Source organism: Kitasatospora sp. NBC_00315, assembly GCF_041435095.1.
Taxonomy (GTDB): Bacteria; Actinomycetota; Actinomycetes; order Streptomycetales; family Streptomycetaceae; genus Kitasatospora.
The window spans coordinates 2,171,193-2,194,076 of record NZ_CP108025.1 but is presented as its reverse complement, the minus strand read 5'-3'; the positions used below and the strand labels follow the sequence as shown (position 1 = coordinate 2,194,076).

Genomic DNA, 22,884 nt, shown 5'->3' with positions numbered 1-22,884 from the left:
TCAGGAACACCGTCCGTCAGGAATCCTTTGTGAACCGCCCGCAACAGGCCGCGCTCTGCCTCCTGGCCACACTCCTCATCGCCCTCACCGCCGGCGCCACGACCGCGCAGGCCCACCCGCTCGGCAACTTCTCGATCAACCGACTGGACCAGCTGCGACTCTTCCCCGACCGGATCGAGGACACCGCCACGGTGGACAGCGCGGAGATCCCCACGGCACAGGACCGGGAGGCCACCGACACCGACCACGACAGCCGGATCAGCCCCGCCGAGGCCACCGCCCGCGCCGTCACCCGGTGCACCGACATGGCCTCGGGCATCCGGACATCGGTGAACGGCCGCCAAGCCGCCTGGCGAGTCGTCAGCAGTGCTCTCGCCTACCGCCCCGGCGCGGCCGACCTGCCCACCGCCCAGCTCGCGTGCGCCCTGGCCGCCGACACCGACCTCACCCGGCCCTCAGCCATCACCTTCACCTCCGGCGCCGACGGCGGACGAGTCGGCTGGAAGGAGATCACCGCGACGGCCGGCGGGCGGATCCGGCTGACCGACTCCTCCGTCCCCGGCCAGAACATCAGCGGCGGCCTCACCGCGTACCCACAGGGCCTGCTCGATCAGCCGCTCGGCGTGCTCACTGCCGAACTGCACAGCGCACCCGGCGACGGCACCACACTGCCGGCCGGAACCGGACAGGCCACCAACGCGCTGCCGCCCCCGACCAATAGCTGGGTGCTCTTCCCCGGCCTGGAACGGCGACTCGGCACGCTGGTCGGCACCCGCGACCTGACCCTCCCCGTCGGGCTGCTCGCGGTCGCGCTCTCGCTGCTGCTCGGCGCCGGACACGCCGCGCTGCCCGGCCACGCCAAGCTCGCCGTGGGCGCCTGCCTGGCCCAACGCCGGGGCGGACTGCGCGCGGCACTGGCGGTCGGTGCCACGGTGACGGCGACCCACACGGCCGGTGTGCTGCTGGTCGGCCTGGCGCTGACAGCCTCGGCCGGCCTCGCGGGCGAGCGCGTGCTGGGCCTGCTCGGTGCCACCGGCGGGGTGCTGATCACAGGGGTGGGAGCAGCCCTGCTGCTGCGCGCGGTCCGCACACTGCGCCGGCAGGCCCCGGCACAGGACCACCACCACGGGCCCGACCACGGCCACGGGCTCGACCACGGGTTCGACCACGACCACGACCACGGCCACCCGCACGGGCACCACCACCATCCGCACCGCCACGACGGGGCACCCGAAGACCCGGCGCACCCCCACCGGCGCCGACCGGTCAACCTCACCTCGCTGCTCGGCATCGGCCTGGCCGGCGGTCTGGTGCCCAGCCCATCCGCGCTGGTCGTCCTGCTCGGCGCGGTCGCCCTGGGCCGCACCCTGTTCGGCGTCCTGCTGGTGATCGGCTACGGCGTCGGCATGGCCCTCGCCCTCGCCGCAGCCGGTGCGCTGCTGGCCGGCGGCAGCACCCGGCTGGCCGAAGTCACCGCCCGCCGCCTCCCCACCCTGCGCCGCCTGGCCCCCTACAGTTCACTGCTGACCGCAAGCGTCGTCCTCACCGTCGGCCTCGGCCTCACCCTGCGCGGCCTCCCGGCCTGTGACTGACTGCCTCGAGTCTCAGTGCCTGACGGCGGCGTTGGCGATCAGCGCGGTGGCCACGGCCACGTACAGCAGCGACCCGGCCACGGCGGACCACAGGTTCGTCCGCGCGACCCGTGCGGGGGCCACCCCGTCGGCGGTCCACCGCCAGAGCAGCGCGGTGATCGCGGCCGCCACCAGGACCCAGGCCAGGGTGAGGATGTGCAACTGGTCGATCATCGTGATGCCCGCGCCCCGGTGTGGTGGTGTCGGCGCGCTGCATGTTGACGATCACGGCGAACATCGTGGCGCCCAGCGTGCCGAAGCGCGAGCCGTACCTCGAAGCGTCGGTCGAACCGATGGCGAAGGTGAGTGTGATGATCAGGAAGATCAGCAGGAGCGGCCCGACGGCCTTGAGGAAGTTGATCCGGTCGGCCCGACGAGGTCGCGCTCGACGCACGCGGCGTAGCCGGCGTACGTGTTCGGCGCGAGGTGCGGCTTCTCGTGGCGAGCCATTCGCGCAGGTAGCTCGCGACGGTGGTACGGCGGTTCTCGTAAACCCCGCGCAGCTCACCTCCAGGACCGCCGCCATCTCGCGGGCCGCCTCCGCACCGCTGGCGAAGCCGCCCCGCCGCCGCGTACGACGCCTCCCCTCTTCGGGGGCGAGGTCGACGCAGTACGTCCACGACCCGTGACCCGCCTCCTCCATCAATCGCACACACCACGGACTCAACTGCTTCCGGTGCCCGTCCGTACACCCGCACGCCGGTACACCCGGCTCGCCGCGCACGCTGCTGGTTTCCAAGGAGCGCGAGCCCGACTCCCGTCGCGACCGCTTCCGGGTGCTCAACGATGTCTGGTACGAGTCGTTGACCCGCCGGGACGAGGTCCTGGCCCGCTGGGTGCGGGTGCCCAAGGAGGGCGAGTCCACTCTCGGGGTGCCGAGCGTGGCCGGCGGGCGGCTCGCCGAGAGCGCCGAGTTCTTCGATTTCATGATCACGGAACTGGAGGGGATGCTTGACTGCTGGAGGGCGCGGCGAGGGGGGAGGCGTGAGCGCCGGACCGGTCGGCCCGATCGCCCGTGGTCGTGTCCCGGGGCCGGAGTCAGGGGTGCCGCGGGTGACCCCGGCCGCCGTTCGGAATAGGGCCACCTGGCGAAGCCCTACCAGGTGCCCATGATCCTCGCGAAAGTCGCCGGATCGGCATCGAAGCCGTGGACGCCGGGGCGGAACACCCAGGCCCCCGAGCTGTCCCGGACGAACTCCGCGACCCTCGCGGCCGTTGCCCCGCCGACGTCGGCGAAGTCCACCGCCGCCAACTCGTCGCGCCCGTTCCGGATCCTTGTCGCGGGGTTCGCTATGTCTCCGAAGGTCAGCCGGCCGGCGTTCTGCTGGATGGCGACGCCCACGACCACCCGGGGGTAGCGGTGCGCCAGGCGGTCGAGCTCCAGGACCAGGCGCTCGTCGACGCCGAGGCCCTTGCCGTCGCGGCTGTCCTTGGTGAGGGTGATCGTGCCGTCGGGAGCTCGGCTGTCGAAGTGGACCAGGTAGGCGGGGGTGCCGGCGGGGGTGCCGGTGGTGTACGTCGCGGCGACGAGATCCAGATCGTGACCCGCCGAACCTGCGGGACTCGGATCCCACGACAGGCCTATTTCGATCCGTTCCAGACCCTTGTTGAGACTGCTCACCGGACTCTCCCTTCGCCGTCGCACCGACCCGGCATGATGTCAGCGCGGACTGACTCGTAGTGGGCAACGATAGGGCACTGGGCTGTCATTGACATGGAATCAGATCTGCTTGCCCTGCCCGGACGGGCCTCGGACCTGGCCGACCGCCCGGCCCTCCTCGCGGCTTCAGCGGCCGTGAGGCCCTGCTGAACGGCTGGCCGACTGACCCGGCGGTAGCGGCCTGAGGTGGGGACCAAACGGTCAGGTGTCGCCGTCCGGACTGTCACGGCGTGAGCAGCGGGGCGTCGTTCGGCCGTCAAAAGCCTGTTAGAGAGCCGTAAAAGTCGTATAAAGTCCTGGGTGGAGTGCCGGGAAGCCTGGTCGGCGAAAAAGGGACAGATCTCTTCTTCGCCAGGGGGCTCGTATGGTGCTCATCACTGTTTTCGGGGTCGCGCTACTCGTCGCGGTCCTCGTCTCCGGGCTCGCTGCCCGTACCGTCCTGTCCACCTCGCTGCTGTTCCTGCTGGCGGGTGCCCTGGTCGGTGACGGCTTCCTCGGGCTGATCCACATCGCCCCGAACGACCCGATCGTGGTCATGACCGCCGACCTCGCGCTGTTCACGGTCCTGTTCACCGACGGCATGCACGTCTCCTTCCCCGCGCTGCGCGGCGCCTGGCGCTACCCGGCCCGCGCGCTCGGTCTGGGCATGCCGCTGGCCTTCGCCGGCATGGCCCTGGTGACGCACTTCGTCGTCGGGCTGAACTGGACGACGTCGTTGCTGGTCGGTGCGGTCCTCGCCCCGACCGACCCGGTGTTCGCCTCGGCGATCGTCGGTCGTAAGGAGGTTCCCGCCCGGCTGCGGCAGCTGCTGAACGTCGAGTCCGGCCTCAACGACGGCCTCGCCCTGCCGGTGGTACTCGTGCTGATCGCCGCCGCCGGCCCCACCTCGCCCACCGCCGAGTCCTCCCTCGCCGTGATCGGCCTGGAGCTGCTCGGCGGCCTGGTCCTGGGCGTGGTGCTGCCGCTGCTGGTGAACCTGCTGGTGCGGGTGCCGCCCCTCGGCGCCGAGGCGAAACTGCAGCCGCTGCTGCCGCTCGCCACCGGGGTCGTCCTCTACACCGCCTGTCACCTCACCGACGCCAACTCCTACATCGCCGCGTTCTCCGCCGGAGCCGTCCTCGCCTCCGTCTCCCCGGAGTCCAAGCGCTCGTTCGAACCGCTCGGGGAGGCCCTCGCGGAGCTGAGCAAGTTCGCCGCTCTGCTGGTCTTCGGGGCCCTGCTCACCCCGCGGCTCTTCGGCAACCTCTCGGTCGGCGGGTACGTCGCGGTGGTCCTGGCGATCGTCCTGATCCGCCCCGCCTCCCTGCTGCTCTCCCTGCTCCGCTCCCGCATCGACCGGCGCGAACAGTTCGTCGCCGCCTGGTTCGGCCCCAAGGGCTTCGCCTCCGTCGTCTACGGACTGCTGGTCCTGCAGGCCGGCATCCCCGAGGGCGAGCAGGCGTACACGCTGATCGCGGTCTGCATCGCCTTCTCCATCGTCCTGCACTCCAGCTCGGACGTGCCCGTCGCCGGGCTGTTCCGTGTCGAGGATCCGGTGCCCGTCCCCGACGACCAGGATGAGAGCGCCCGGCCCGGTGCAACCACCCCGACGGCGGCTCGGCCGGGCGACGCCGTCCCGGCCCAGCGGGCCGCCGACACGCTGCCCGCTGTGACGAAGGAGATCTGACGATGCGCGCACGCGACCTCGCCGAACCGTTCCCCGCCGTGAGCCTGGACGACCAGGCCCTGGACGCCGCCCGCCTGCTCGCCGAGCATCGCCTGCCCGGCGTTCTGGTCGTCGATGACGCGGGCCGCCCCCGCGCGATCCTGCCCGCCTCCCAGCTGGTGCGGCTGCTGGTGCCCGGCTACATCATTGAGGACCCCTCGCTCGCCGCCGTCATCGACGAGGCCCACGCCGACCGGCTCTGCGAGGAGCTCGTCGGCGTCAGCGTGGGGGAGTGCCTGCCCAGGGACGCCCCGGAGCCGGCCGTCGCCGCCGCTGATGACACCGCCGTGGAGGTCGCCGCCCTGATGGCCCGCACCCGCAGCCCGCTGGTCGCCGTCGTCGAACGCCCCGCCGCCCGCCGCGACGGGAGCGGCGGGGAGCTGCTCGGCGTGATCACCGCCTCGCACCTGCTGCACCGACTCCTGGGGAACGCGTGAACAACTGGCAAGCCTGGGCGGCGCTGGCGGTTTTCGCCGCCGCCTACGTCCTGATCATCACCGAGTGGGTCCACCGGGTCGCCGCAGCCCTCGGCGGTGCCGCCCTGATGCTCGCCATCCGCGCCACCGACGACGAGTCGGCGTTCTTCTCCACCGACTCCGGCATCGACTGGAACGTCATCTTCCTGCTCATGGGCATGATGATGATCGTCGGCATCCTCAAACGCACCGGCCTGTTCGAGTACCTGGCCATCTGGTCCGTCAAGCGCGCCCGTGCCAGACCCTTCCGTGTCATGGCGATGCTGGTGGTGATCACCGCCTCCGCGTCCGCGCTGCTCGACAACGTCACCACCGTGCTGCTGGTCGCCCCGGTCACCCTGCTGGTCTGCCGGCGGCTCGGACTCAAAGCCGCCCCGTACCTGATCGCCGAGGTCCTCGCCTCGAACATCGGCGGGATAGCGACCCTCGTCGGCGACCCGCCGAACATCATCATCGCCAGCCGCGGCGGCCTCAACTTCAACGACTTCCTCGTCCACCTCGCCCCCCTCGCGATCGTCCTGACCGGCGTGCTCCTGGTGATGTGCCGGATCATGTTCCGCGCCCACTTCGGCTACGACGAGGACCGCGCGGCCGAGGTCCTGGCCCTCAACGAGCGCGAGGCCGTCCACGACCACCGCCTCCTCGCCCAGGGTCTCGCCGTCCTCGCCCTGGTCATCGCCGGGTTCGTTCTCCATCCCGTCGTCCACTACGCCCCGTCGGTGGTCGCGCTCCTGGGCGCGGGCCTGCTGGTGGCCGTTTCCAAGGTCGAGGTCAAGGACGTCTTGGGCGAGGTCGAGTGGCCGACCCTCGCGTTCTTCGCCGGGCTGTTCATCATGGTCGGCGCCCTGATCGAGACCGGCGTCATCGAGACCGTCTCCAAGGCCCTCGCCGACGCCACCGGAGGCAACCCGCTCGGCGCGGTCATGCTCCTGCTCGCCGCCTCCGGGATTCTCTCCGCGGTGGTCGACAACATCCCCTACGTCGCCACCATGGCCCCCATCACCGCCGACCTCGTCCAGACCGTCGGTGAGCCGTACGGCCACGTCCTGTGGTGGGCGCTGGCCATTGGCGCCGACCTCGGCGGCAACGCCACCGCCATCGGTGCCTCCGCCAACGTCGTCGTCCTCGGCATCGCCGAGCGCAACCGCACCCCCATCAGTTTCTGGACCTTCACCCGTTACGGCGCCCCCGTCGCCGCCGTCACCATCGCCGTCTCCGCCCTCTACCTCTGGCTGCGCTACTTCGCCCTCGCGTGACGGCGGGCTGTCGGCCGGTGCCGGTGGTGGCATGCCGGGATCATCGGGACGCTTCCTCCTCGCGGCTGGTGAGGCGGCCTGCGGACTCCAGCCTGGACAGCCGGTCGTGTTCTTCTTCATCTGGAGCTGGAACGAGTTCCTCTTCCCCGTCGTCCTGCTCATCTCCAACGAGAACCAGACCGTGCCCCTGGGCCTGTCCGCCATGTCCGGCCAGTTCACCAGCGACCCCACCGCGGGGCTTTGCCGTGCAGGGCGGCCTGCCGGCGGCCTTCGCAGGTCCAGTCGGCGATGAGCCGGTCGAACGCGGCCTCGACCTCCGGCCGACCCTTGCGGCGGCGGCCGAACGCGTCGTGCACCACGGAAGGTGTCGACTGGCCGGCCGTGCGACTCGCCCTCACCGCACCCGCCCGACGCCTCGCCAGCGGACAGGCCCTTGCCGACATCTTCGAAGAGGGCTGGACACCCGTCCTCGCCTCCGTGCACCGCGAGATCGACCTCTGGCAGCGGGCCGACGAGACGCTCGGCCCCGAAGCCGTCCTGCGCATGCTCACCCTGCACGGCTCCCGCACCGAGTCCGTCGGCGAATGGTGGGGATCCGGCTGGTACGAGACCGCAACCCGCCGCGCGATCGCCCGCGCGGCGAGCAACGGCAGCCTGCCCGCCGCAGTGTCCGCCGACTTCCCCGACACCGAATACCTGGCCGACACGGCGGCCGGCCACCCGGACCTCCTCGACGACGACACGCTCGTCTGGATCACCGAGGCCGTCTTCAAGGAGGGATCGCTGCGGCGCGAAGCCGGGCTGCCGGTACCGCCGGCGATGACCCTCCCGGAATGGGCGGCTCGCGACCTCCTCGACATGCTCCGTCCGGACTCCGAGGAGGACGAGACTCCTGTCGCCGGCGCGATGCTCGGAGATCTCTGACCGGCGCTCCGGCCAGAGAGGCCCCGCGCTCGGTTCCAAGCCGTAGTGCCGAAGTCGTTCGACGCGTGGCTACGCCGCCCGCCGGAAGACTTCGCCAGGCTCGGGGATCGGACTCCGCTTTGCGGCGGCCCGGTCGAGAGCGTGGGCCAGGGCGAGCACGGCCTGGTCGGCGGAGTCCTTGAGGAGGTTGCCGTAGAGGTTGATCGTGGTGGCGATGGTGGAGTGCCGCAGGGTCTTGGAGATGACGGCGATGGGGATGTTCTCGGCGATCATGATGCCGGCGGCGGTGTGGCGCAGGTCGTGCAGGCCGATCCTGGGCAGGTCGAGCTCGGCGGTGCGTTTGCGGAGCTGGTCGAGGACCCACTGGGGCCGCAGCGGCGTTCCGCCCGGGCGGCCGAAGACCAGGCCTTCGAGCCGGGCGTCGGGGTGGGCGGCCATCTGGATCGCGGCCTGGCGGTGGAGGGCGGCCATGACTCTGGGGGAGGGGCTGATCCAGGCGCGGCCGGCCTCGGTCTTCGGTTCCCGGAGGTGAATCTTCCCGTTGTCGATCGCGGCCAGGGTCCAGCGGACGTAGAGCTTGCGGTCCATGAGGTGGACGTCCGACCAGTGCAGGGCGAGGACCTCACCGCGGCGCATGCCGGTGCCGAGCATGACCTCGAACAGATCGGTCAGCTGGTCCGCGTACTGCTCCGCACCGTGCCGCAGGAGGTCGCGGCCTGCTCGGGGGTCCAGCAGGTGCGCTCGGCGCGGGGCTTGGGCGGCACGGAGTGCTTGGCCGGGTTGTACCGTAGGCGCCACGAACGCACTGCGGCGTTCAGCGCGTTTCGCAGGGTGGACACGGCCCGGTAGACGGTGACACGTCCCCGGTTGGCCGCCAGTTGTGCGGTGACCCAGGCGTCGATGTGCTCCGGGCGCAGGTCGAGGAGCCGCAGGTGGCCGAAGGCGGGGATGAGGTCGCGCTCGACGCACGCGGCGTAGCCGGCGTACGTGTTCGGAGCGAGGTGTGGCTTTCTCGTGGCGAGCCACTCCCGCAGGTAGCTCGCGACGGTGGTCCGGCGGTGGACCAGCCGACGGCAGCTGGCGAGCCGCTCCTGTCCGTGCTTGTTGCCGACGGAAGGGGCGGGTCGCTGCAATTGCACCGCGAGGTGGCACAAAGGCTTGGCCGGGACGTGCCGGCGGATGATCAGGCACTTCTCGCTCACCTGGAGGGTGAGATCGCCGATCTTCATCGTGGGGTGGCAGCACCGCTGAGCACCCGCCGAGAAAGAGGCCGTGGGGCTGAGAGAGGGGTCTCCTCAGAGCTTGAACAGCGCGGCGTACGGCTGGGTGATCCGCCTCTGCTGTGATCCGAAGTCGATGAGGACCGCGATGCCACTGTCGGCCTCGACCCCGATCGCCCGGCCGAGGCCGTACCGGTCGTGCGAGACCCGGTCGCCCACCGCGAACCGCTTGCGCGGCGCTTCGGCCCAGACTTTGAAGGGACTGGTGGGCAGGTGGCGCCGGACCACTGATTTCGTCATCCCCTTCAGTATGCAGCGAAAAGCACAAATCGACCCCGCACGGAAGCCATGATTCCGCCGACCCCGAAACGGCAGGCAGCTTTACCTTGCCGGCTCGGGGCCGGCGGTCTACACCTGCGCAGGGCGACTCTGAAGCTGTGCCGGTCGCACCGTACCCCGGCCCCTCGGTCCCGACATCCGGGGCAGGCTGCGGAGCCTCAACTGCCCTGCCATGGAGTCCACTTCGTTCCTTGCAAATGGCTGGAGCCCCGCCCGCGGGGCGGGGCTCCAGCGCCTACGGGGCAAAATCTCCCACCGCAGTGGGCCGTGGCCTGCTATAGTCTCCTTAGTTGCAGTAGTGGTTCCCATGAACTTTGTGTGCGCCTGCTGATGTATCGCAGGCGCATTTTTTGTTTCCCGGCTCTTCCCCGGGTGGGTGCTCATCGCGGCGACTCGGAGTCCGCACTGTGCGGGTTCCGGACAGCCCCTTGAAGGAGATTTCTTTATGGCTAATGGCACTGTGAAGTGGTTCAACGCGGAAAAGGGCTTCGGCTTCATCGAGCAGGAGGGTGGCGGTCCTGACGTGTTCGCCCACTACTCGAACATCAACGCCAACGGCTTCCGTGAGCTGCTCGAGGGCCAGAAGGTCGAGTTCGACGTCACGCAGGGCCAGAAGGGCCCGCAGGCCGAGAACATTCGTCCGCTGTAGTTTTTCTGCCATGGCACCCGCCTAGCAGCGAGGGGCCCGCACCGCGTACACGCCCGGTGCGGGCCCCTCGGCATTGCGCCACGATCGACCCCGGGCCGCCCAGGCCCCCTTGGCTCCGCCACCGGTGGCCATCCCCACGCGAGCCGCACAGCGCCGCGTCCGGATCGGCGCCCTGCCGTGACATTCCACGGTTCGAGGATCTGCGCTCCCGCCCTCCGCGGTGAGCACCGACCTGAGGTGACGTGCCGCACGGTTCTACCGTCCACGCCCCACCCCGTCAGACTTCTCGGCCCGTCCCCTTGCGGGCTCCGCCGGCGCCTCGCGCTGCGGAGCCGTCCTTGTGACGTGCCGCCATGAGGAAGGTCTCCCGCATGAACCGCTCCAGTCGCTCCTCGTACCAGAACGCCAACTCCCGCTCCGCCTCGTCCTCCCGCTCCGGCGGCAGCACCGGCTACGGCTCCCGCTCCGGCGGTAGCTCTTTCTACGGTGACCGGCCGTCCTCCGGTCGGGGCAGCCGTCAGAACTCCGGCCCGCAGGGCGAGTTCGCGATGCCGGTGAGCACCACCCCGGCGCTGCCGCCCGTCGAGTCCTTCGAGGAGCTCGACATGCCGCAGGCCCTGCTGGCGGTGCTGGCCCGGCAGGGCGTCACCTCGCCGTTCCCGATTCAGGCCGCGACGCTGCCGAACTCGCTGGCCGGCCGCGACGTCCTCGGCCGGGGCCGCACCGGCTCCGGCAAGACCATCGCGTTCGGCCTCGCCGTGCTGGCTCGCACCGCCGGGCAGAAGGCCGAACCCCGCCGCCCGCTCGCGCTGATTCTCGTCCCCACCCGCGAGCTGGCGCAGCAGGTCACCGAGGCGCTCACCCCCTACGCCCACGCCGTGCGCCTGCGGATGGCGACAGTGGTCGGCGGGATGTCCATCGGCCGCCAGGCCCAGCAGTTGAACCGGGGCGCAGAGATCATCGTGGCCACCCCCGGCCGGCTCAAGGACCTGATCCAGCGCGGCGACTGCCAGCTCGACGGCGTCGCCGTCACGGTGCTGGACGAGGCCGACCAGATGGCGGACATGGGCTTCCTGCCGCAGGTCACAGAGCTCCTCCAGCAGGTCGCCGAGGGCTGCCAGACCATGCTGTTCTCCGCCACCCTGGACCGCAACGTCGACCGCCTGGTGCGCACCTTCCTCAAGGACCCGGTCACCCACTCGGTGGACCCGTCCGCAGGCGCGGTCAGCACCATGGAACACCACCTGCTGCACGTGCAGAACAGTGACAAGAACGCCACCATCGCGCACATCGCCTCCCGCGACGGCGGCGTGATCATGTTCATCGACACCAAGCACGGCGCCGACCGCCTCGTGGAGGACCTGCTCGCCAACGGGGTCAAGGCCGCGGCTCTGCACGGCGGCAAGTCCCAGCCGGAGCGCACCCGCACCCTGGAGCAGTTCCGCACCGGAGCCGTGACCGCCCTGATCGCCACCAACGTCGCCGCCCGCGGCATCCACGTCGACGGCCTCGACCTGGTCGTCAACCTGGCCCCGCCGAGCGACCACAAGGACTACCTCCACCGGGCCGGCCGCACCGCCCGCGCCGGCGAGTCCGGCACCGTCGTCACCCTGGTGCTGCCCAACCAGCGCCGTGAGATGGCCCGGATGATGACCACCGCCGCCATCACCCCCGAATCCACCCGGGTCCACTCCACCGACGACGAGCTGGCCCGCATCACCGGCGCCCGGGTGCCCACCGGCATCCCCACGGCGATCGTCGTCCCCGTCGTCGAGCGGGCGAGCCGCAGCGCCTCCGCCAGCCGCAACCGCAACCGCCGCCGTCCCTCCACCGGCCGCCGCACCCAGAGCCCGAGCAGCCGTCAGGCAGCGCCCGTCGCCCTCGCCGCGTAAGCGAGCCAGGCGTGCCCCGCTCCGCCTCGCAGAGCGGGGCACGCCCACATCCCGAAGCCAGTGGCCACAACCTGTGGCGACCGCACTGGCACCCCTACCTGCCGAATTGCCCCGAGCCGCTGCCTGTGGCTCGGAATGCCGCCGTCACCGGCGGGACCGACACGAAGGAACCCGCCCGTGACCATCACCCTGGAACGCCTGGCCACCACCGCCACCACCGCCACCACCGCCACCGTTGGCGACCTCATGCAGCGCCCCGAGCTGCAGATCACCGACGACATCATGGCCGACACCGCGATGGACATCCTGCTCAGCTCCGGCGCGGACCACCTGCTGGTCCGTGACGAGGGCGGCCGCTGCGCCGGTCTACTGACCCGCCTGCACCTCGCACCGTTCCAGGCCCGCTCCTGGTACACCGAACGCACCCCGGTCCGCGACATCCTCCACGACCGCGCCCCGTTCGCCACCGCCGACATGCCCGCAGCCCTTGCGGCCGCCGCCATGCGCTCCCGCGGCCTTGACGCCTGGCCCGTCGTCGACCACGACGGCCGCGCCATCGGCCTGCTCACCGCATAAGTCCGCACCCCCCGAACGGACGCGCCCCTGCCCTCGTGGGCCAGCTGACAGGGACGGCCACGAAAGTGAACGTGGCAGCCGAGCGGCATGCCTGGAGTGCTCCCGCCGAACCGGGCAGCCGCCAGCGGGGCACCCATCGTAGGGAGCAACCAGACCGGCCGTCGCACGGCAACGGCGTGTACTCCGCACGCTGGGTGGGCGATGTTCTCCGACGAACGGTGGGCCGAGCAGGAGCGGGCCGACACCTGGGGTGACGACGGGTTGTGCGCCCGCTCCGGCAGTGACCGTGGCCATCACCGCGGTGTAGAGGCTGCCGGCCCAGGCCACCGCCACGCAGGCGGTGCCGGGGACCCAGCGCCGCTGGTGCAGGCACCAGTCGCCCGCAAGGCAGAGCAGCAAGCTCCGCAGCGCTCCGGGCAAGCCGTTCGGGTCGTCGGGCAAGCCCCTTGGGCAAGCGTCGCCGGGGCCGCCGGCTCGCCGCCCCGGCGGGTGCTCACAGGCCCCCGCGCGGCCCGTGGGGGTTGCTCCCAGCGGGTGCTGGACGAGTGGCTGCACCGGGCGCCGGACGGTTGCAACCTGCACCGAGAGTTGCGGCACCTTCTGGACCTGATGAGGGGAAGAGCGACCCTGGGGATCTTCACGAATCCTCATCAGCACCCCGTTGCCGTGTTCGCCCGCCGCTCCCGAAGCCGAGCTGCACGCCGCCCTGGCCGCTTTCGACGCTGCGGCCGCTTCGAGGTGCGAGCCCCCGAGGACCAGGACGAAGACCTCCTCGCCGGGCCGGCGCCGAAGCGCGGGCCTTCGGCGCCGGCCGGCGGCCGCCGTCGACGAGCTGGTGCGCGGCCTGCTCGGGCAGTCGGCCGACTGGCAGCAGTCGATCGGCGAGCTGGGCCGCGCGCTCACCACGGCAACCGAAGGCCGACCGCTACCCGGCTGGTCCACCGAGGCCGGCCGCACCGAGGACATCGGGTGGCGCCAGGCCCGCACCACGCTGCTCGAGGCCGTCGCACGCCACCACCACGCTCACCTGCTCGCCGCCATCGTCGAGCTCTGCGGTGAGCTGGAGCTCCCAGCTACCCGACAACGGGCGCTTCAGGGGCGCGGGCATCCCAGAAGGCTGCGCGGTCAGCGCCGGCCGCCGCCGATGCGGCGGTCGTCGGCCAGTGCGGTCAGCGGGCCGAACTCGCAGGCAAGCTGGTTCCACGTCAGAACCTCGCCACAGCGGGCCGGAAACTCCTTCGGGTTGAACTCGGGCATGGTCCAGGTGCCAGTGCCCCGGTCCCGCAGCCACAGATCCCCGTCACCGTCGACCACAGTCGGCGGGACCGGTACGGGCTCGGCCTGATCGGTGGGCTCCCAGGTGACCCGGCCCGGGTGGGAAACGCGGCGCAACTCGGCGGTGGCCAGCCGCGCGGCCAAGTCACGGGTGGACTCTTCGGCGTCCTTGACCGACGCGAGTCGGAATGCGTCGTCAAGTACGGGCAGGGCTGGATTCTTGCTGCGCTTTGAACTCATACGCTGACTTACCTCCGGTGGGGGGTGTCGCATCCGTTATGGCACCCCGTAGAGGAACACGGTATCCGAGGCGGGAGCCGGGCCGGCTACGACTACTGTCCAGGTGGAGGCGCTGGAACACTGGGCGGTGGGGCCTAGGTGGTGAGCTGGTCCTGGACCTGGCGCAACCCGTGGTGGTGGCGCTCAGACTGCTGATCATCGCCACCGCGCTCGACAAGGCCCTTCGGTCCGCGGCTGCGCCGAGACGCCCCGCCCGCCCTACGCTGGCAGGATCCGTGCCGCTGCGGGGTGCAGGCGCGCCCGGTGCTGCGGGATTCCCGGGCCCCGCACGGTTGCCTGGCGACAGCGCTGTGACGCGGCGAACACCACGCTCACCCACCGTCCGGCCGCCCCGCGACAACCACACCCCACTGCCCTGCTCCCGCCCCGTCGTCCTGGAGCGGATCGTCCGAAGGGCGGCGCGTCCGGCCGCTGTCCTGAGCCGGCACTCATGTCTGTGACGCCCCGGCGGCGCAGGGCGATGCCGGTTTCGACCGGACATCGTGGACGAGGCTGCGGAGCGGGCGGGGGCGGCAGGGTCTCATCGCCGGGCACTGGGTGCGGGAGCCTGTTGGTAGGGGTTCTGGTGGGTGTCGCGCGCGTCGCGCAGGGTGTGGAGGTCGGTGATGGTGGCTTGTTCGGCGAAGCGGGCGAGCAGTCGTCGCAGGACGCTGTCGTTGCCGTCGTGGACGGCGTCGGTGATGGCTTCCACCAGGGACGGTTCGGTGGCCTGCGGGTGCGCGGGTCCTGGGTCGGGGCCGGGGTCGTCCATGGTCCGTCCTCCCCCGTCGCTGGGTGCGGCGCCCGGTCCTGGCCGGGGCGCCGCCGGGGTGTGCGTGCGCCGGTTGGGGGCGCCGTCCGTGGCTGGGGCGGGCCGAAGACTACCTTCCTCTCGAACGCGGAAAAATCTGTGGTGGCTGGAGTAGACATCGCTCGGTGTCGTGGTTAGTGTTTCTCTCGTAGCAAGCAGTCGAGAGGTACTCGCCAGACAAGAACTGGCGGGGGAGTTGTGGAAGTTCGCAGTTCGGCGCGGTTGTGGGGTTCTGAAGCCAGGGTTGGTGCAGTTCGGCGACGGGACCGGCGGCCGGGCCGGGTGGTTCGCAGGTATCAGGGGCCACCACCACGCGGTACCGCGGCATGACGTTCGCGGGTGAGCAGTACGCAGGACACGCCGGGCAGGTGGGCGTGAAGCAAGTGGCAGGTGGTGCGGCAGCAGAGTTCCGGAGCCAGCGCGGTTGCAGGACGGCGACGGACTGGCGGCCGTACCCGGTGGCCCGCAGTGATCAGGGGCCACCACCGAGCGGTGCCGCGGCAAGTGCAGGTGCAGGTGCAGTACCAGTAGGGCGAATGAGTTGAGCAGTACCAGCGGTACCAGCAGTGGCAGGACGGGTTACCCCAGTGAAGGCGCCGGGCTGCGGGCGCGCGTGCTGGGAGGTCCGTGCAGTGGGGTTCCAAGCCGAGCAGGTGAGCAGGACGGGCGACGGGGCTGGCTGCCGGAGAAGATGCAGTTCAGAAGTACCAGCAGTACCCGCGTTGAATGAAGTACCAGCAGTACCCGGCAGTTCGCAGTACCAGTGGTTGGCACTCCCGCAGTACCCGGCAGTTCGAAGTTCGGTCAGTACACACCAGAGGAAATCGGAGGGGACAGAGCGCCATCAGGATCGCCCGGCCCGTGAGGTTGTTTCGTCCGGGCGGACACCGCAGACCCCCTGTTGAGTACGAAGGACGGTGGTTTCCGGTCACGCATACGCGATCCCCGCACGCCCCCTCCCCCGGGGCAGTGCGGAACTGAAAAAGGCCGGCTGACGGCCGGCCGCAGATGGTGATGTATCCCTTTCGGGGCCCCGGAGCCGCAACGGCGCCGGGGCCCCTCGCCGCGTCCTCGCCACCACCTGTGGATGAGGTGCAGAGTGACCACGACGACCATCCGACCCCACACCCACACCCCCGGCTCCGGGCCCGATTCGTTCGACGACGACTACCCCGCCTACACCATGGGCCGGGCCGTCGAGATGACCGGCACCACCGCCGGCTCCGCGGAGACCGTGGCCGTGAGGACATGCCGATGGCCGCGCCCGCGCACGTCGATCCTCCCGCGCTGAGTGTGCGGCTGCGCCCGGGCTCGGGTGATCCGGTGCTGGCGGCGACGGCGGATCTGGACCAGGACACCGGGCCGATCCTGGACGCGGCGCTGGACCGGCTACTGGCAGCGGTGCCGGAGCCGGAGCCGGGGGAGCTGGTACTGGACATGTCCAGGGTGAGGTTCTGCGACTCCGGCGGCCTCAACGCCCTCCTCCGTGCCCGCCTGCGAGTCGAGGAGGCGGGCGGGGTGCTCCACGTGCCGGCCCCCACCGCCCGGGTGGTGGCCCCGTTCGAACGTACCGGGGTGGACCAAGTGCTGCGAATCAGCCCCGCCACGGCACCTCCCGACCCGGCCGGGCAGGCGCACCCGTCCAGTTGAGCCTCGCCCTGTGCCGCGAGCAGTATCCCGACCCGGAACAGAGCGGTGTGCGGGGACGGGCCGATAGGCTCCAGCAGGAACAACGGGGCGATGCCTGAAGTGACTTGGGGGAATGATCGTGAATCGGACGGGCAGAGCGGCACTGTGCCTCGCCGTGACCACTGCGGCTCTGGCCGGGTGCACCAGCTCCGGCCCACCCCTGGTCCCGGACACGCCGTCGGCTTCCGCCCAGAGCACACAGAGCGTAGCCGCGGGTGCTGTCGGCACCGGTGACACCTACGGCTGCCTCACCGGCGAGCAGGCCCGCAAGGGTTCCGTCACCGTGCAGGACAACGGGCACACCAACACCGCGTACTTCCAGGACTCCGACGCCGGCGGCGCCGACGTCGCACTGCTCTTCGTGCACCAGGGCCGGCGGCTCGCTCTGCGACTGGGCGCCCTACCTCGGCGCATTCACCAGGGCCGGCTACGCGGTCCTCGCGCTGAACAGCAGCGGTGGCATCCCGGACGACCTCGGCCCGGCCGGCCACTTCCTCAGCGGCAGGGGCTTCTCCAGAACGGTCATGGTCGGCGCCGCGGACACCGCAACCGCCCTGCTGGACACGGCGGCCGCGCCATCGACCACCCCGGGCCCGGTACAGGGGGTGATCGCGCTGGTCGCCCTGAGCGCCCCCAGGAAATCCGGCGGGTGGGACGCGGTGCGCTACGCCGAGCGCGCCCTGCTGCCCACGTTCTTCGCCGCGGACAAGGACGACCGCACGGCCGCCGCCGACGCGAAGGCACTCTACGACGCGTCCGCGCACGCCGCCCCCGGCAAACTGCTCAGGATCTACCCGGGCGCACACCACGGCGCGGACGTCCTCGGCGACGGCGCACTCCCAGACCTCCTGGACTTCCTCGCCGCCCGCACACCCGCCACACCCACCCCCACCGAGGGAGCGGCCTGACACCACCCGCCCCACCCGCCGGACCGCCACGCCAGCCGACCGGCCGCGCTGCGGAAAAGTCGCCGGTCGCTGTCAGCAGGACCACGAACAGCACAGACAGCTGAGGGGGAGACAGGTGGGAACCGGGTTCAGAACACTCGTCGTGACGGCAGCGGTCGCGGGGCTGCTCCTCGCAGGCTACGAGATGAGCCCGCTCAGCGACCCGCAGGTGCCCACCGCAGAGATGAGGGTCGCAGCCGAACGCGTCAACGACCTGCTGGCGCAGAAGCTCTACCCGCTTCAGGGTCTCGGGACTGTTGGGCGCGTGGGTGATGCCCAGGAGCCGGGCCCGGTCCTCGCAGTCCCGGAGGGACTCGGTGTGGGCCTGGTCGAGGCCGCCGGTGTCGATGGCGGCCAGGGCCTCCAGGTAGGCGGCCCGCTCGTACGAGTGCGGGGTGCGCAGCCAGAACCGGCGCAGGTAGGGCACTGCTTCGGCGGCGGTCGGTCCGAAGCGGGACAGGCGTCTGGCCGTCGCTTCGGGGCCGCACCAGGTGCGGGTGCGCCACTGGTGGGCGAGTTCGGTGACGAGTACCGGGATGACCTCGGGGCCGAGGTGGTCGGCGAGGACGTTCTCGCCGATCCGGGCCAGCCATGGTCGCTCGTCGCAGATCCCGTCGCTCTGACCCGCTAACTCGGCCACTTGCCCTGGCAACGCCCGCCCGACTGGCAGGCCACCTCGGGGCCCTCGCCGGAGCGGCTGCTTTCCGAGCGTTTTGCCCGCGGCGAGATCGACGCCAACGAGTACCGCCACCGCTTGGACACCCTGCGATCCCGCTCCGCCGGGTCGGGCCCAGGCTGAGGCCCGCCCGTTCGGAGCAAGTGGGAGGCCCGGTACCCGCCGTCGGTGGCGAGGACCCGGGCACTGCGCTCGCGCCTGGCCTCGGCCTGCTCGGACATGGAGCGCTTCATCCGGTCCGGCAGGGCGATGTCCTTGATCTCGACCCGCTCGATGCGCAGACCCCAGGGCTCCTCGGCGGGCTCGTCCACGACCTTCTCGAGGGCGGCGCTAACACGGTCGGAGGCAGGCTCCGGAGCAGGACGATCCGCGGCCTTGCTCGAGTGCTGCGGGTCAGGGCTGGTCGCCCACGAGAGCGATTGCGCGCGTCTCGGGTACTCCCAGCATCAGCAGGCTCGTGATCGTCGCTGCTCGGGCGCCGAGGGTCCCGTTCGACAGGTCGCTGTCCGCGATGGCGAACACGGTGCCGTAGGCAAGCTGGCTCAGAACGCCTGCCGGCAGGTGCTGTGCGAACACGTCGCTGTCTTGGCCCCGCTTCACGAGGTCGGCGAGGAGCTCATCGACCGGCCCGAGCAGGCCGTGGATCGCCTCGCCGTACTCGCCACGGCGCAGCGCCAGCAGTACGCGGTACCGGTGTGCCACCGGCCAGATGCGGGCGATGAATTCGACCCACGTCGCGTCCACTTCCACGTCGGGGGCGTTGACCTCGGTGAGCACGGCTGTCATCTCGGTGACGGCCCGTTCCGTGAGCGTCCGGACCAGGTCGAGGCGCGAGGGGAAATGGCCGTAGACGGTGCGACGGACGACGCCGGCAGCGGAGGCGATGTCGCCCATTCCGGCGTCGGGGTTCTCTCCCAGCAGGTCGAGGGCGACGTCGAGGATGCGATCGCGTGTCTCGTTCGTCGAGCGAACACGGGAGGACTCGGTGGGCACGACACCAGTATTGCACACCAGCGTGCAGTGAATTACGCTGCACGCTAGTGTGCAACGGGGAGTTGCGCTGTGCTTCGAAGCTCAGGAGAAGAAGGCAATGACCGCACCGACGCCGGCGACCTCGGCCCTCGTCCGCCCGTTCACCGTCTCGATCTCGGAATCGGAGATCCACGACGTGAAGCAGCGACTGGCCAGAACTCGATGGCCGGATCCGGAAACGGTGGGCGACTGGTCACAAGGGGTTCGCGTGGAGAACGCCAGATCTCTGGTCGACCATTGGGAGCACCGCTACGACTGGCGGCGCTTCGAATCCGAGCTCAATCGCTTCCCCCAATTCCTGACCGAGATCGATGGGCTGGACATCCACTTCATCCACGTCAGGTCCAAGAATCCCAACGCGCTGCCGCTGATACTCACGCACGGATGGCCGGGCTCGATCGTCGAGTTCCTGAAGCTGATCGGCCCGCTGACCGATCCGGTTTCGTTCGGAGGAGACGCCGCCGACTCATTCGACGTCGTCGTCCCGTCGCTCCCCGGGTTCGGGTTCTCCCAGAAGCCCACGGAGACCGGGTGGACTGTATCGCGCATCGCAAGCGCATGGGTGGAGCTGATGAGGCGTCTCGGCTACACGAGATGGGCCGCGCAAGGCGGCGATTGGGGTGCTGTCGTCACCACCGCCCTCGGGGCCATGCAACCGGAGGGGCTTCTCGGAATTCATCTGAACACCCAGTACGCCTTTCCCGCACAGATACCCGACGCCTTGTCACCCGGACAGCGCTACGCCGTGGAGACCCTCGCCCTCTACACCGGCGAGCTCGGTGGGTCGAACCACCTTCAGGGCACGAAGCCGGAGACTGTCGGATTCGCCCTGGCGGACTCTCCCGCTGGTCAGGCAGCCTGGATCTACGAGAAGTTCCAGTCCAAGACCGACAACCACGGGCTCGCCGAGGACGCTCTCAGCATCGACGACATGCTCGACGCGATATCCCTCTACTGGTTCACCAACAGCGCAGCGTCGGCCGGCCGCATCTACTGGGAGAACAAATCGGGCACTCTCGCCGGCCCGAAGCTGACGCTTCCGGTCGCGGTGACCGTCTTCCCGAGGGACATCCCACTCCTGCCACGAAGCTGGATCGAAGACACGTACAGCAATCTGATCCACTACGGCGAGGCCGACAAGGGCGGGCATTTCGCGGCCTTGGAACAGCCCGAGATCCTGGTCAGCGAAATCCGCACCGGCCTGCGCACCCTTCGTTCCTGACGCCGACGCGCGAGCTCAGTCACGGCAGATGTAGTTCGTGATCTTCGTGGTGGGCGGTCAGGTAGTGCCGGCCGCGGTGATCTCGTTCCAGCGGCGATGGCTGGCGGCTGCTCGGTGTTGGTGGGGGCGGCGCCAGCGTGCCCAGCGCGGGACGTGCGCAGGGTCGCGGCGGGGCAGGGTCAGCGCTCCGGCCCGCAGGAGGACCGGGAGCTCGGGGCGGGTGACTGCCTCGCGCCTCGACCTGGTTCGGCTCGGCGCCCGAGCAGCGACGATCATGAGCCTGCTGATGCTGGGAGTTCCCGAGACGCGCGCAATCGCTCTCGTGGGCGACCAGCCCTGACCCGCGGCACTCGAGCAAGGCCGCGGATCGTCCTGCTCCGGACACGACATCGTCACCGCACCCCGCCAGGAGTCCGGTGAGAACAGTGTGATCGCGACGATGTCGACGGCCTCCAGTCGAGGGTGTGTGCCGCTCAGCCCGGATCGCGCTCGCCGAGGTCAGAAAATCGCGCGGCCTCGCGCCGTTCGCAGCATGCACGCAGGGCGGTCGGCGTCGGCGCCGTGTGAAGCCCGCTCGCGCCTGCGCGCCGCAGCCAGTGCGTCGGGTCGGGTTTCGGGTCGCGGTCGCCGTGTCCTAATCTGTGGGTCATGTCGAACCCTGACGGGCTGCTCGTCGACATCGCCGCGATGGTGGAGTCCGAGCACAGCAACCAGATGTCGTTGACCGTGGTGGTCCCTGGAGCGGTGATCACCGGCAGGCTCGCGCCGGTGGCCCTGTGGTGGGAGCGGGTGGCGGAGGTCCTTGAGGCCTCGGAGCACTTGAAGCCGTTCGCGGCCCTCTTCACCCGGCCCCCGACCGGCCAACCGGAACGGCCCACGCATCTGCATCTTCACCGGGCGAGGATCCTTCAAGGCGACTTCGCGCTTCCCCATTCCGGCGGTATGTACCGCATCGCCATCGAGGACGTCAGCAGTTGGACGGTCGGGGACCTCAGCTACTCCGACGTCTGACGCGGGTTCCCCGCGGTGCCGGTGCCCCGGGGCTGAGCCGCCTGGGGCCTCGAACCCGCCGGGTTGCTCGGCCGCACCGTGGGGGTTGGGCCGGGTGGGCCCCGGACTGCCGGCTCCGCCGGGGTGCGGCCGGTGCCGCACCCGCCGGGCGGCCTGGGCGGTTGAGCATGTCGCTCGGGCGCCGTCCCGGCGGTGAACCGGGCGTTCTCACTCGGCGGTGGTGGTGGTGGCGGGTCCAGTACCCGCAGGGGGGATGCGCACGGCGAGTAGGGCGACGTCGTCCGTACCGTCCGCGGCGAGGCCGGTGAGGAGCTCGTCGCAGAAGACGTCGAGGGGTTCGCGGGCCAGCGTGGCTGCGTGTTGCCGCAGTCGTGCCAGTCCGCGGTCGAGGTCCTCGCCACGGCGTTCGATCAGGCCGTCGGTGTACAGCAGGACCGTGGACCGCTGAGGCAGCCGTTCGACGGCGTCGGGGCGGGTGCGGGCGGGGTCGACACCGAGCAGCAGACTGCGCCCGTCGTCGAGGAAGCGGGTGTCGCCCTCATGGGTGATCAGCAGTGGAGCGGGGTGGCCGGCGACGGCGTAGTGCAGCCTCCACGACCCGTGCGGCTCCGGCTTTTCCACCAGCGCGTAGATGCAGGTCAGGGTCTGGTCCGGGTAGAGGATCCAGTTGGCCGCGTCGAGACGGCCCAGGATCTTGCCCGGTGGCTCCTTGCGGTCGCAGGCGATGCCGCGCAGCATGTTGCGCATCTGGCTCATGGCGACCGCGGCCCGCAGGTCGTGTCCCGCGACGTCTCCGATGATCAGGGCGGTGGCGCCCTCGGGGAGGGTGAAGGCGTCGTACCAGTCCCCACCGACCTCGGCGGTTGCGCGGGAGGGCTGGTAGCGGGCGGCCAGTTGCAGAGCTCCGGTGTTGGGCAGTTCGGGCAGCAGGGCGCGTTGCAGTCGCTCGGCGGTGTGCTGGACCTGGGCGTGCAGCTGAGCACTGTCCACGGCGAGTGCCACCCTGTGGGCGAGATCCTCGATCAGCGCCAGGCTGTCCTCGTCCAGGCGCGCGTCCTCGCCGGTGCGTGCCAGGGTCAGAGCTCCGAGCACCTGGCGGCGGGCCGTAAGCGGTGCGACGGCGGCGGTGGTGGCGCCCAGGTGGGCGAAGAGTTCCAGTTCGACGGCGTGCAGTGGGTCGCCGGCATGGTCGGGTGGCGGGAAGTCGGTGATGAGCAGCGGGCCGGCACCGCGCAGGGCCCGGGCCACGGCGGCGGGTGAGCCGTCCGGAATGGTCGGCAGTTGGGCTTCGAAGAGGCCGGGTGGCAGTTGGCCGGGGTCACGGTGTTCGACCACCAGTCGCCGTAGCCGACCGTTTTCGTCGAGGAGGTCGACCGCGCACCAGTCGGCCAGGGCGGGCACCAGGGTGCGGCACAAGCGGCGCAGCCCCGTCGCCAGGTCCAGCGTGCTGGCCAGCGCGTTGCTGGCGTTGGCCAGCACGGTGAGGCGGTCCAGGGCGTGCTGTACGGCCCGGTCCACGTCGTAGGAGTCCGCCGGAGAAGGGTCGTCCCGTTCGGCATGCATGTCGCTGCTCATTCCCTGGAGGCGGGGCCCGCGCTCTGGGCGACCACGGCC

24 protein-coding genes and 1 pseudogene are annotated in these 22,884 nt (G+C 70.7%); 14 read left to right on the top strand and 11 right to left on the bottom strand.

What is annotated here, in order from left to right; translation table 11 throughout:
• Positions 1-29: 29 nt before the first annotated feature.
• Complete coding sequence (locus OG823_RS08715) at positions 30-1,592, top strand: nickel transporter (RefSeq protein WP_371478890.1); 1,563 nt, start codon at positions 30-32, stop codon at positions 1,590-1,592.
• Between the two features lie 12 nt (positions 1,593-1,604).
• Here the strand turns inward: OG823_RS08715 and OG823_RS08710 are convergent, their stop codons facing one another.
• Both OG823_RS08710 and OG823_RS08705 read right to left on the bottom strand, forming a co-directional pair.
• The gene (locus tag OG823_RS08710; protein ID WP_371478889.1) at positions 1,605-1,805 is read right to left on the bottom strand and encodes a hypothetical protein; all 201 of its coding nucleotides are present in this window, start codon (positions 1,803-1,805) and stop codon (positions 1,605-1,607) included.
• A 922-nt stretch (positions 1,806-2,727) separates the two neighbouring features.
• On the bottom strand, positions 2,728-3,252 hold the full coding sequence (locus OG823_RS08705; RefSeq protein WP_371478888.1) for a TerD family protein: 525 nt from the start codon (positions 3,250-3,252) through the stop codon (positions 2,728-2,730).
• A 403-nt stretch (positions 3,253-3,655) separates the two neighbouring features.
• On the opposite strand from OG823_RS08705, the gene OG823_RS08700 reads away from it, so the two are divergent.
• The 3 genes from OG823_RS08700 to OG823_RS08690 are packed head-to-tail and all read left to right on the top strand — an operon-like array spanning position 3,656 to position 6,728.
• Complete coding sequence (locus OG823_RS08700) at positions 3,656-4,957, top strand: cation:proton antiporter (RefSeq protein ID WP_371478886.1); 1,302 nt, start codon at positions 3,656-3,658, stop codon at positions 4,955-4,957.
• 2 nt (positions 4,958-4,959) lie between these two features.
• On the top strand, positions 4,960-5,433 hold the full coding sequence (locus OG823_RS08695) for a CBS domain-containing protein (protein ID WP_371478885.1): 474 nt from the start codon (positions 4,960-4,962) through the stop codon (positions 5,431-5,433).
• Complete coding sequence (locus OG823_RS08690; protein WP_371478884.1) at positions 5,430-6,728, top strand: ArsB/NhaD family transporter; 1,299 nt, start codon at positions 5,430-5,432, stop codon at positions 6,726-6,728. Before OG823_RS08695 ends, OG823_RS08690 begins: the two co-directional genes overlap by 4 nt.
• A 215-nt stretch (positions 6,729-6,943) precedes the next feature.
• On the opposite strand, the gene OG823_RS08685 is transcribed toward OG823_RS08690, so the two are convergent.
• A complete protein-coding gene (locus OG823_RS08685) occupies positions 6,944-7,087 on the bottom strand; it encodes a hypothetical protein (RefSeq protein ID WP_371478883.1) in 144 nt (47 codons plus the stop codon).
• Positions 7,088-7,109: 22 nt separating this feature from the next.
• Between OG823_RS08685 and OG823_RS08680 the strand changes: the two genes are divergently transcribed.
• Positions 7,110-7,652, top strand: coding sequence for a hypothetical protein (locus tag OG823_RS08680; RefSeq protein ID WP_371478882.1), 543 nt, complete (start codon positions 7,110-7,112; stop codon positions 7,650-7,652).
• Positions 7,653-7,721: 69 nt separating this feature from the next.
• Here OG823_RS08680 and OG823_RS08675 read toward each other — a convergent pair whose 3' ends face one another.
• The 3 genes from OG823_RS08675 to OG823_RS08665 all read right to left on the bottom strand — a co-directional run bounded on the left by OG823_RS08675 (position 7,722) and on the right by OG823_RS08665 (position 9,172).
• A complete protein-coding gene (locus OG823_RS08675; RefSeq protein ID WP_371478881.1) occupies positions 7,722-8,303 on the bottom strand; it encodes a site-specific integrase in 582 nt (193 codons plus the stop codon).
• Positions 8,304-8,320: 17 nt separating this feature from the next.
• Positions 8,321-8,881 carry a hypothetical protein gene (locus tag OG823_RS08670; protein WP_371478879.1) on the bottom strand — a complete coding sequence of 187 codons (561 nt, stop codon included), beginning with the start codon at positions 8,879-8,881 and terminating at the stop codon, positions 8,321-8,323.
• A gap of 66 nt (positions 8,882-8,947) precedes the next feature.
• Positions 8,948-9,172, bottom strand: coding sequence for a hypothetical protein (locus tag OG823_RS08665; protein WP_371478878.1), 225 nt, complete (start codon positions 9,170-9,172; stop codon positions 8,948-8,950).
• 484 nt (positions 9,173-9,656) lie between these two features.
• Here OG823_RS08665 and OG823_RS08660 point away from each other — a divergent pair, with 484 nt between their 5' ends.
• The 3 genes from OG823_RS08660 to OG823_RS08650 all read left to right on the top strand — a co-directional run bounded on the left by OG823_RS08660 (position 9,657) and on the right by OG823_RS08650 (position 12,328).
• Positions 9,657-9,860 (top strand): cold-shock protein, encoded by a 204-nt coding sequence (locus OG823_RS08660; protein WP_030918248.1) that lies wholly within the window; start codon positions 9,657-9,659, stop codon positions 9,858-9,860.
• A 371-nt stretch (positions 9,861-10,231) separates the two neighbouring features.
• Positions 10,232-11,752, top strand: coding sequence for a DEAD/DEAH box helicase (locus tag OG823_RS08655; RefSeq protein WP_371478876.1), 1,521 nt, complete (start codon positions 10,232-10,234; stop codon positions 11,750-11,752).
• 177 nt (positions 11,753-11,929) lie between these two features.
• Positions 11,930-12,328: an HPP family protein gene (locus OG823_RS08650; RefSeq protein ID WP_371478875.1), complete on the top strand. Its 399-nt coding sequence runs from the start codon at positions 11,930-11,932 to the stop codon at positions 12,326-12,328.
• A gap of 1,125 nt (positions 12,329-13,453) precedes the next feature.
• On the opposite strand, the gene OG823_RS08645 is transcribed toward OG823_RS08650, so the two are convergent.
• The gene (locus OG823_RS08645) at positions 13,454-13,843 is read right to left on the bottom strand and encodes a hypothetical protein (protein WP_371478874.1); all 390 of its coding nucleotides are present in this window, start codon (positions 13,841-13,843) and stop codon (positions 13,454-13,456) included.
• 580 nt (positions 13,844-14,423) lie between these two features.
• Entirely contained in the window at positions 14,424-14,654 is a 231-nt protein-coding gene (locus tag OG823_RS08640) for a hypothetical protein (protein ID WP_371478873.1), read from the bottom strand.
• 1,138 nt (positions 14,655-15,792) lie between these two features.
• Here OG823_RS08640 and OG823_RS08635 point away from each other — a divergent pair.
• The 4 genes and pseudogenes from OG823_RS08635 to OG823_RS08620 all read left to right on the top strand — a co-directional run.
• Positions 15,793-15,915, top strand: a pseudogene (locus OG823_RS08635) (MerR family transcriptional regulator); the annotation flags it as partial.
• 32 nt (positions 15,916-15,947) lie between these two features.
• Positions 15,948-16,343 (top strand): STAS domain-containing protein, encoded by a 396-nt coding sequence (locus OG823_RS08630; protein ID WP_371478872.1) that lies wholly within the window; start codon positions 15,948-15,950, stop codon positions 16,341-16,343.
• Between the two features lie 563 nt (positions 16,344-16,906).
• Entirely contained in the window at positions 16,907-17,290 is a 384-nt protein-coding gene (locus OG823_RS08625; RefSeq protein ID WP_371478871.1) for a hypothetical protein, read from the top strand.
• 142 nt (positions 17,291-17,432) lie between these two features.
• Positions 17,433-17,960, top strand: coding sequence for a hypothetical protein (locus tag OG823_RS08620; RefSeq protein ID WP_371478869.1), 528 nt, complete (start codon positions 17,433-17,435; stop codon positions 17,958-17,960).
• Here the strand turns inward: OG823_RS08620 and OG823_RS08615 are convergent.
• Complete coding sequence (locus tag OG823_RS08615) at positions 17,957-18,316, bottom strand: hypothetical protein (RefSeq protein WP_371478867.1); 360 nt, start codon at positions 18,314-18,316, stop codon at positions 17,957-17,959. The two genes, OG823_RS08620 and OG823_RS08615, sit on opposite strands and share 4 nt — an antisense overlap.
• Before the next feature lie 82 nt (positions 18,317-18,398).
• On the bottom strand, positions 18,399-18,998 hold the full coding sequence (locus OG823_RS08610) for a TetR/AcrR family transcriptional regulator (protein WP_371478866.1): 600 nt from the start codon (positions 18,996-18,998) through the stop codon (positions 18,399-18,401).
• Between the two features lie 97 nt (positions 18,999-19,095).
• Between OG823_RS08610 and OG823_RS08605 the strand changes: the two genes are divergently transcribed.
• Positions 19,096-20,259: an epoxide hydrolase family protein gene (locus tag OG823_RS08605; protein ID WP_371478865.1), complete on the top strand. Its 1,164-nt coding sequence runs from the start codon at positions 19,096-19,098 to the stop codon at positions 20,257-20,259.
• A 648-nt stretch (positions 20,260-20,907) separates the two neighbouring features.
• Positions 20,908-21,270 carry a hypothetical protein gene (locus OG823_RS08600; RefSeq protein ID WP_371478863.1) on the top strand — a complete coding sequence of 121 codons (363 nt, stop codon included), beginning with the start codon at positions 20,908-20,910 and terminating at the stop codon, positions 21,268-21,270.
• A gap of 207 nt (positions 21,271-21,477) precedes the next feature.
• Here OG823_RS08600 and OG823_RS08595 read toward each other — a convergent pair whose 3' ends face one another.
• Positions 21,478-22,833: a PP2C family protein-serine/threonine phosphatase gene (locus tag OG823_RS08595; RefSeq protein ID WP_371478861.1), complete on the bottom strand. Its 1,356-nt coding sequence runs from the start codon at positions 22,831-22,833 to the stop codon at positions 21,478-21,480.
• Between the last annotated feature and the right edge of the window lie 51 nt (positions 22,834-22,884).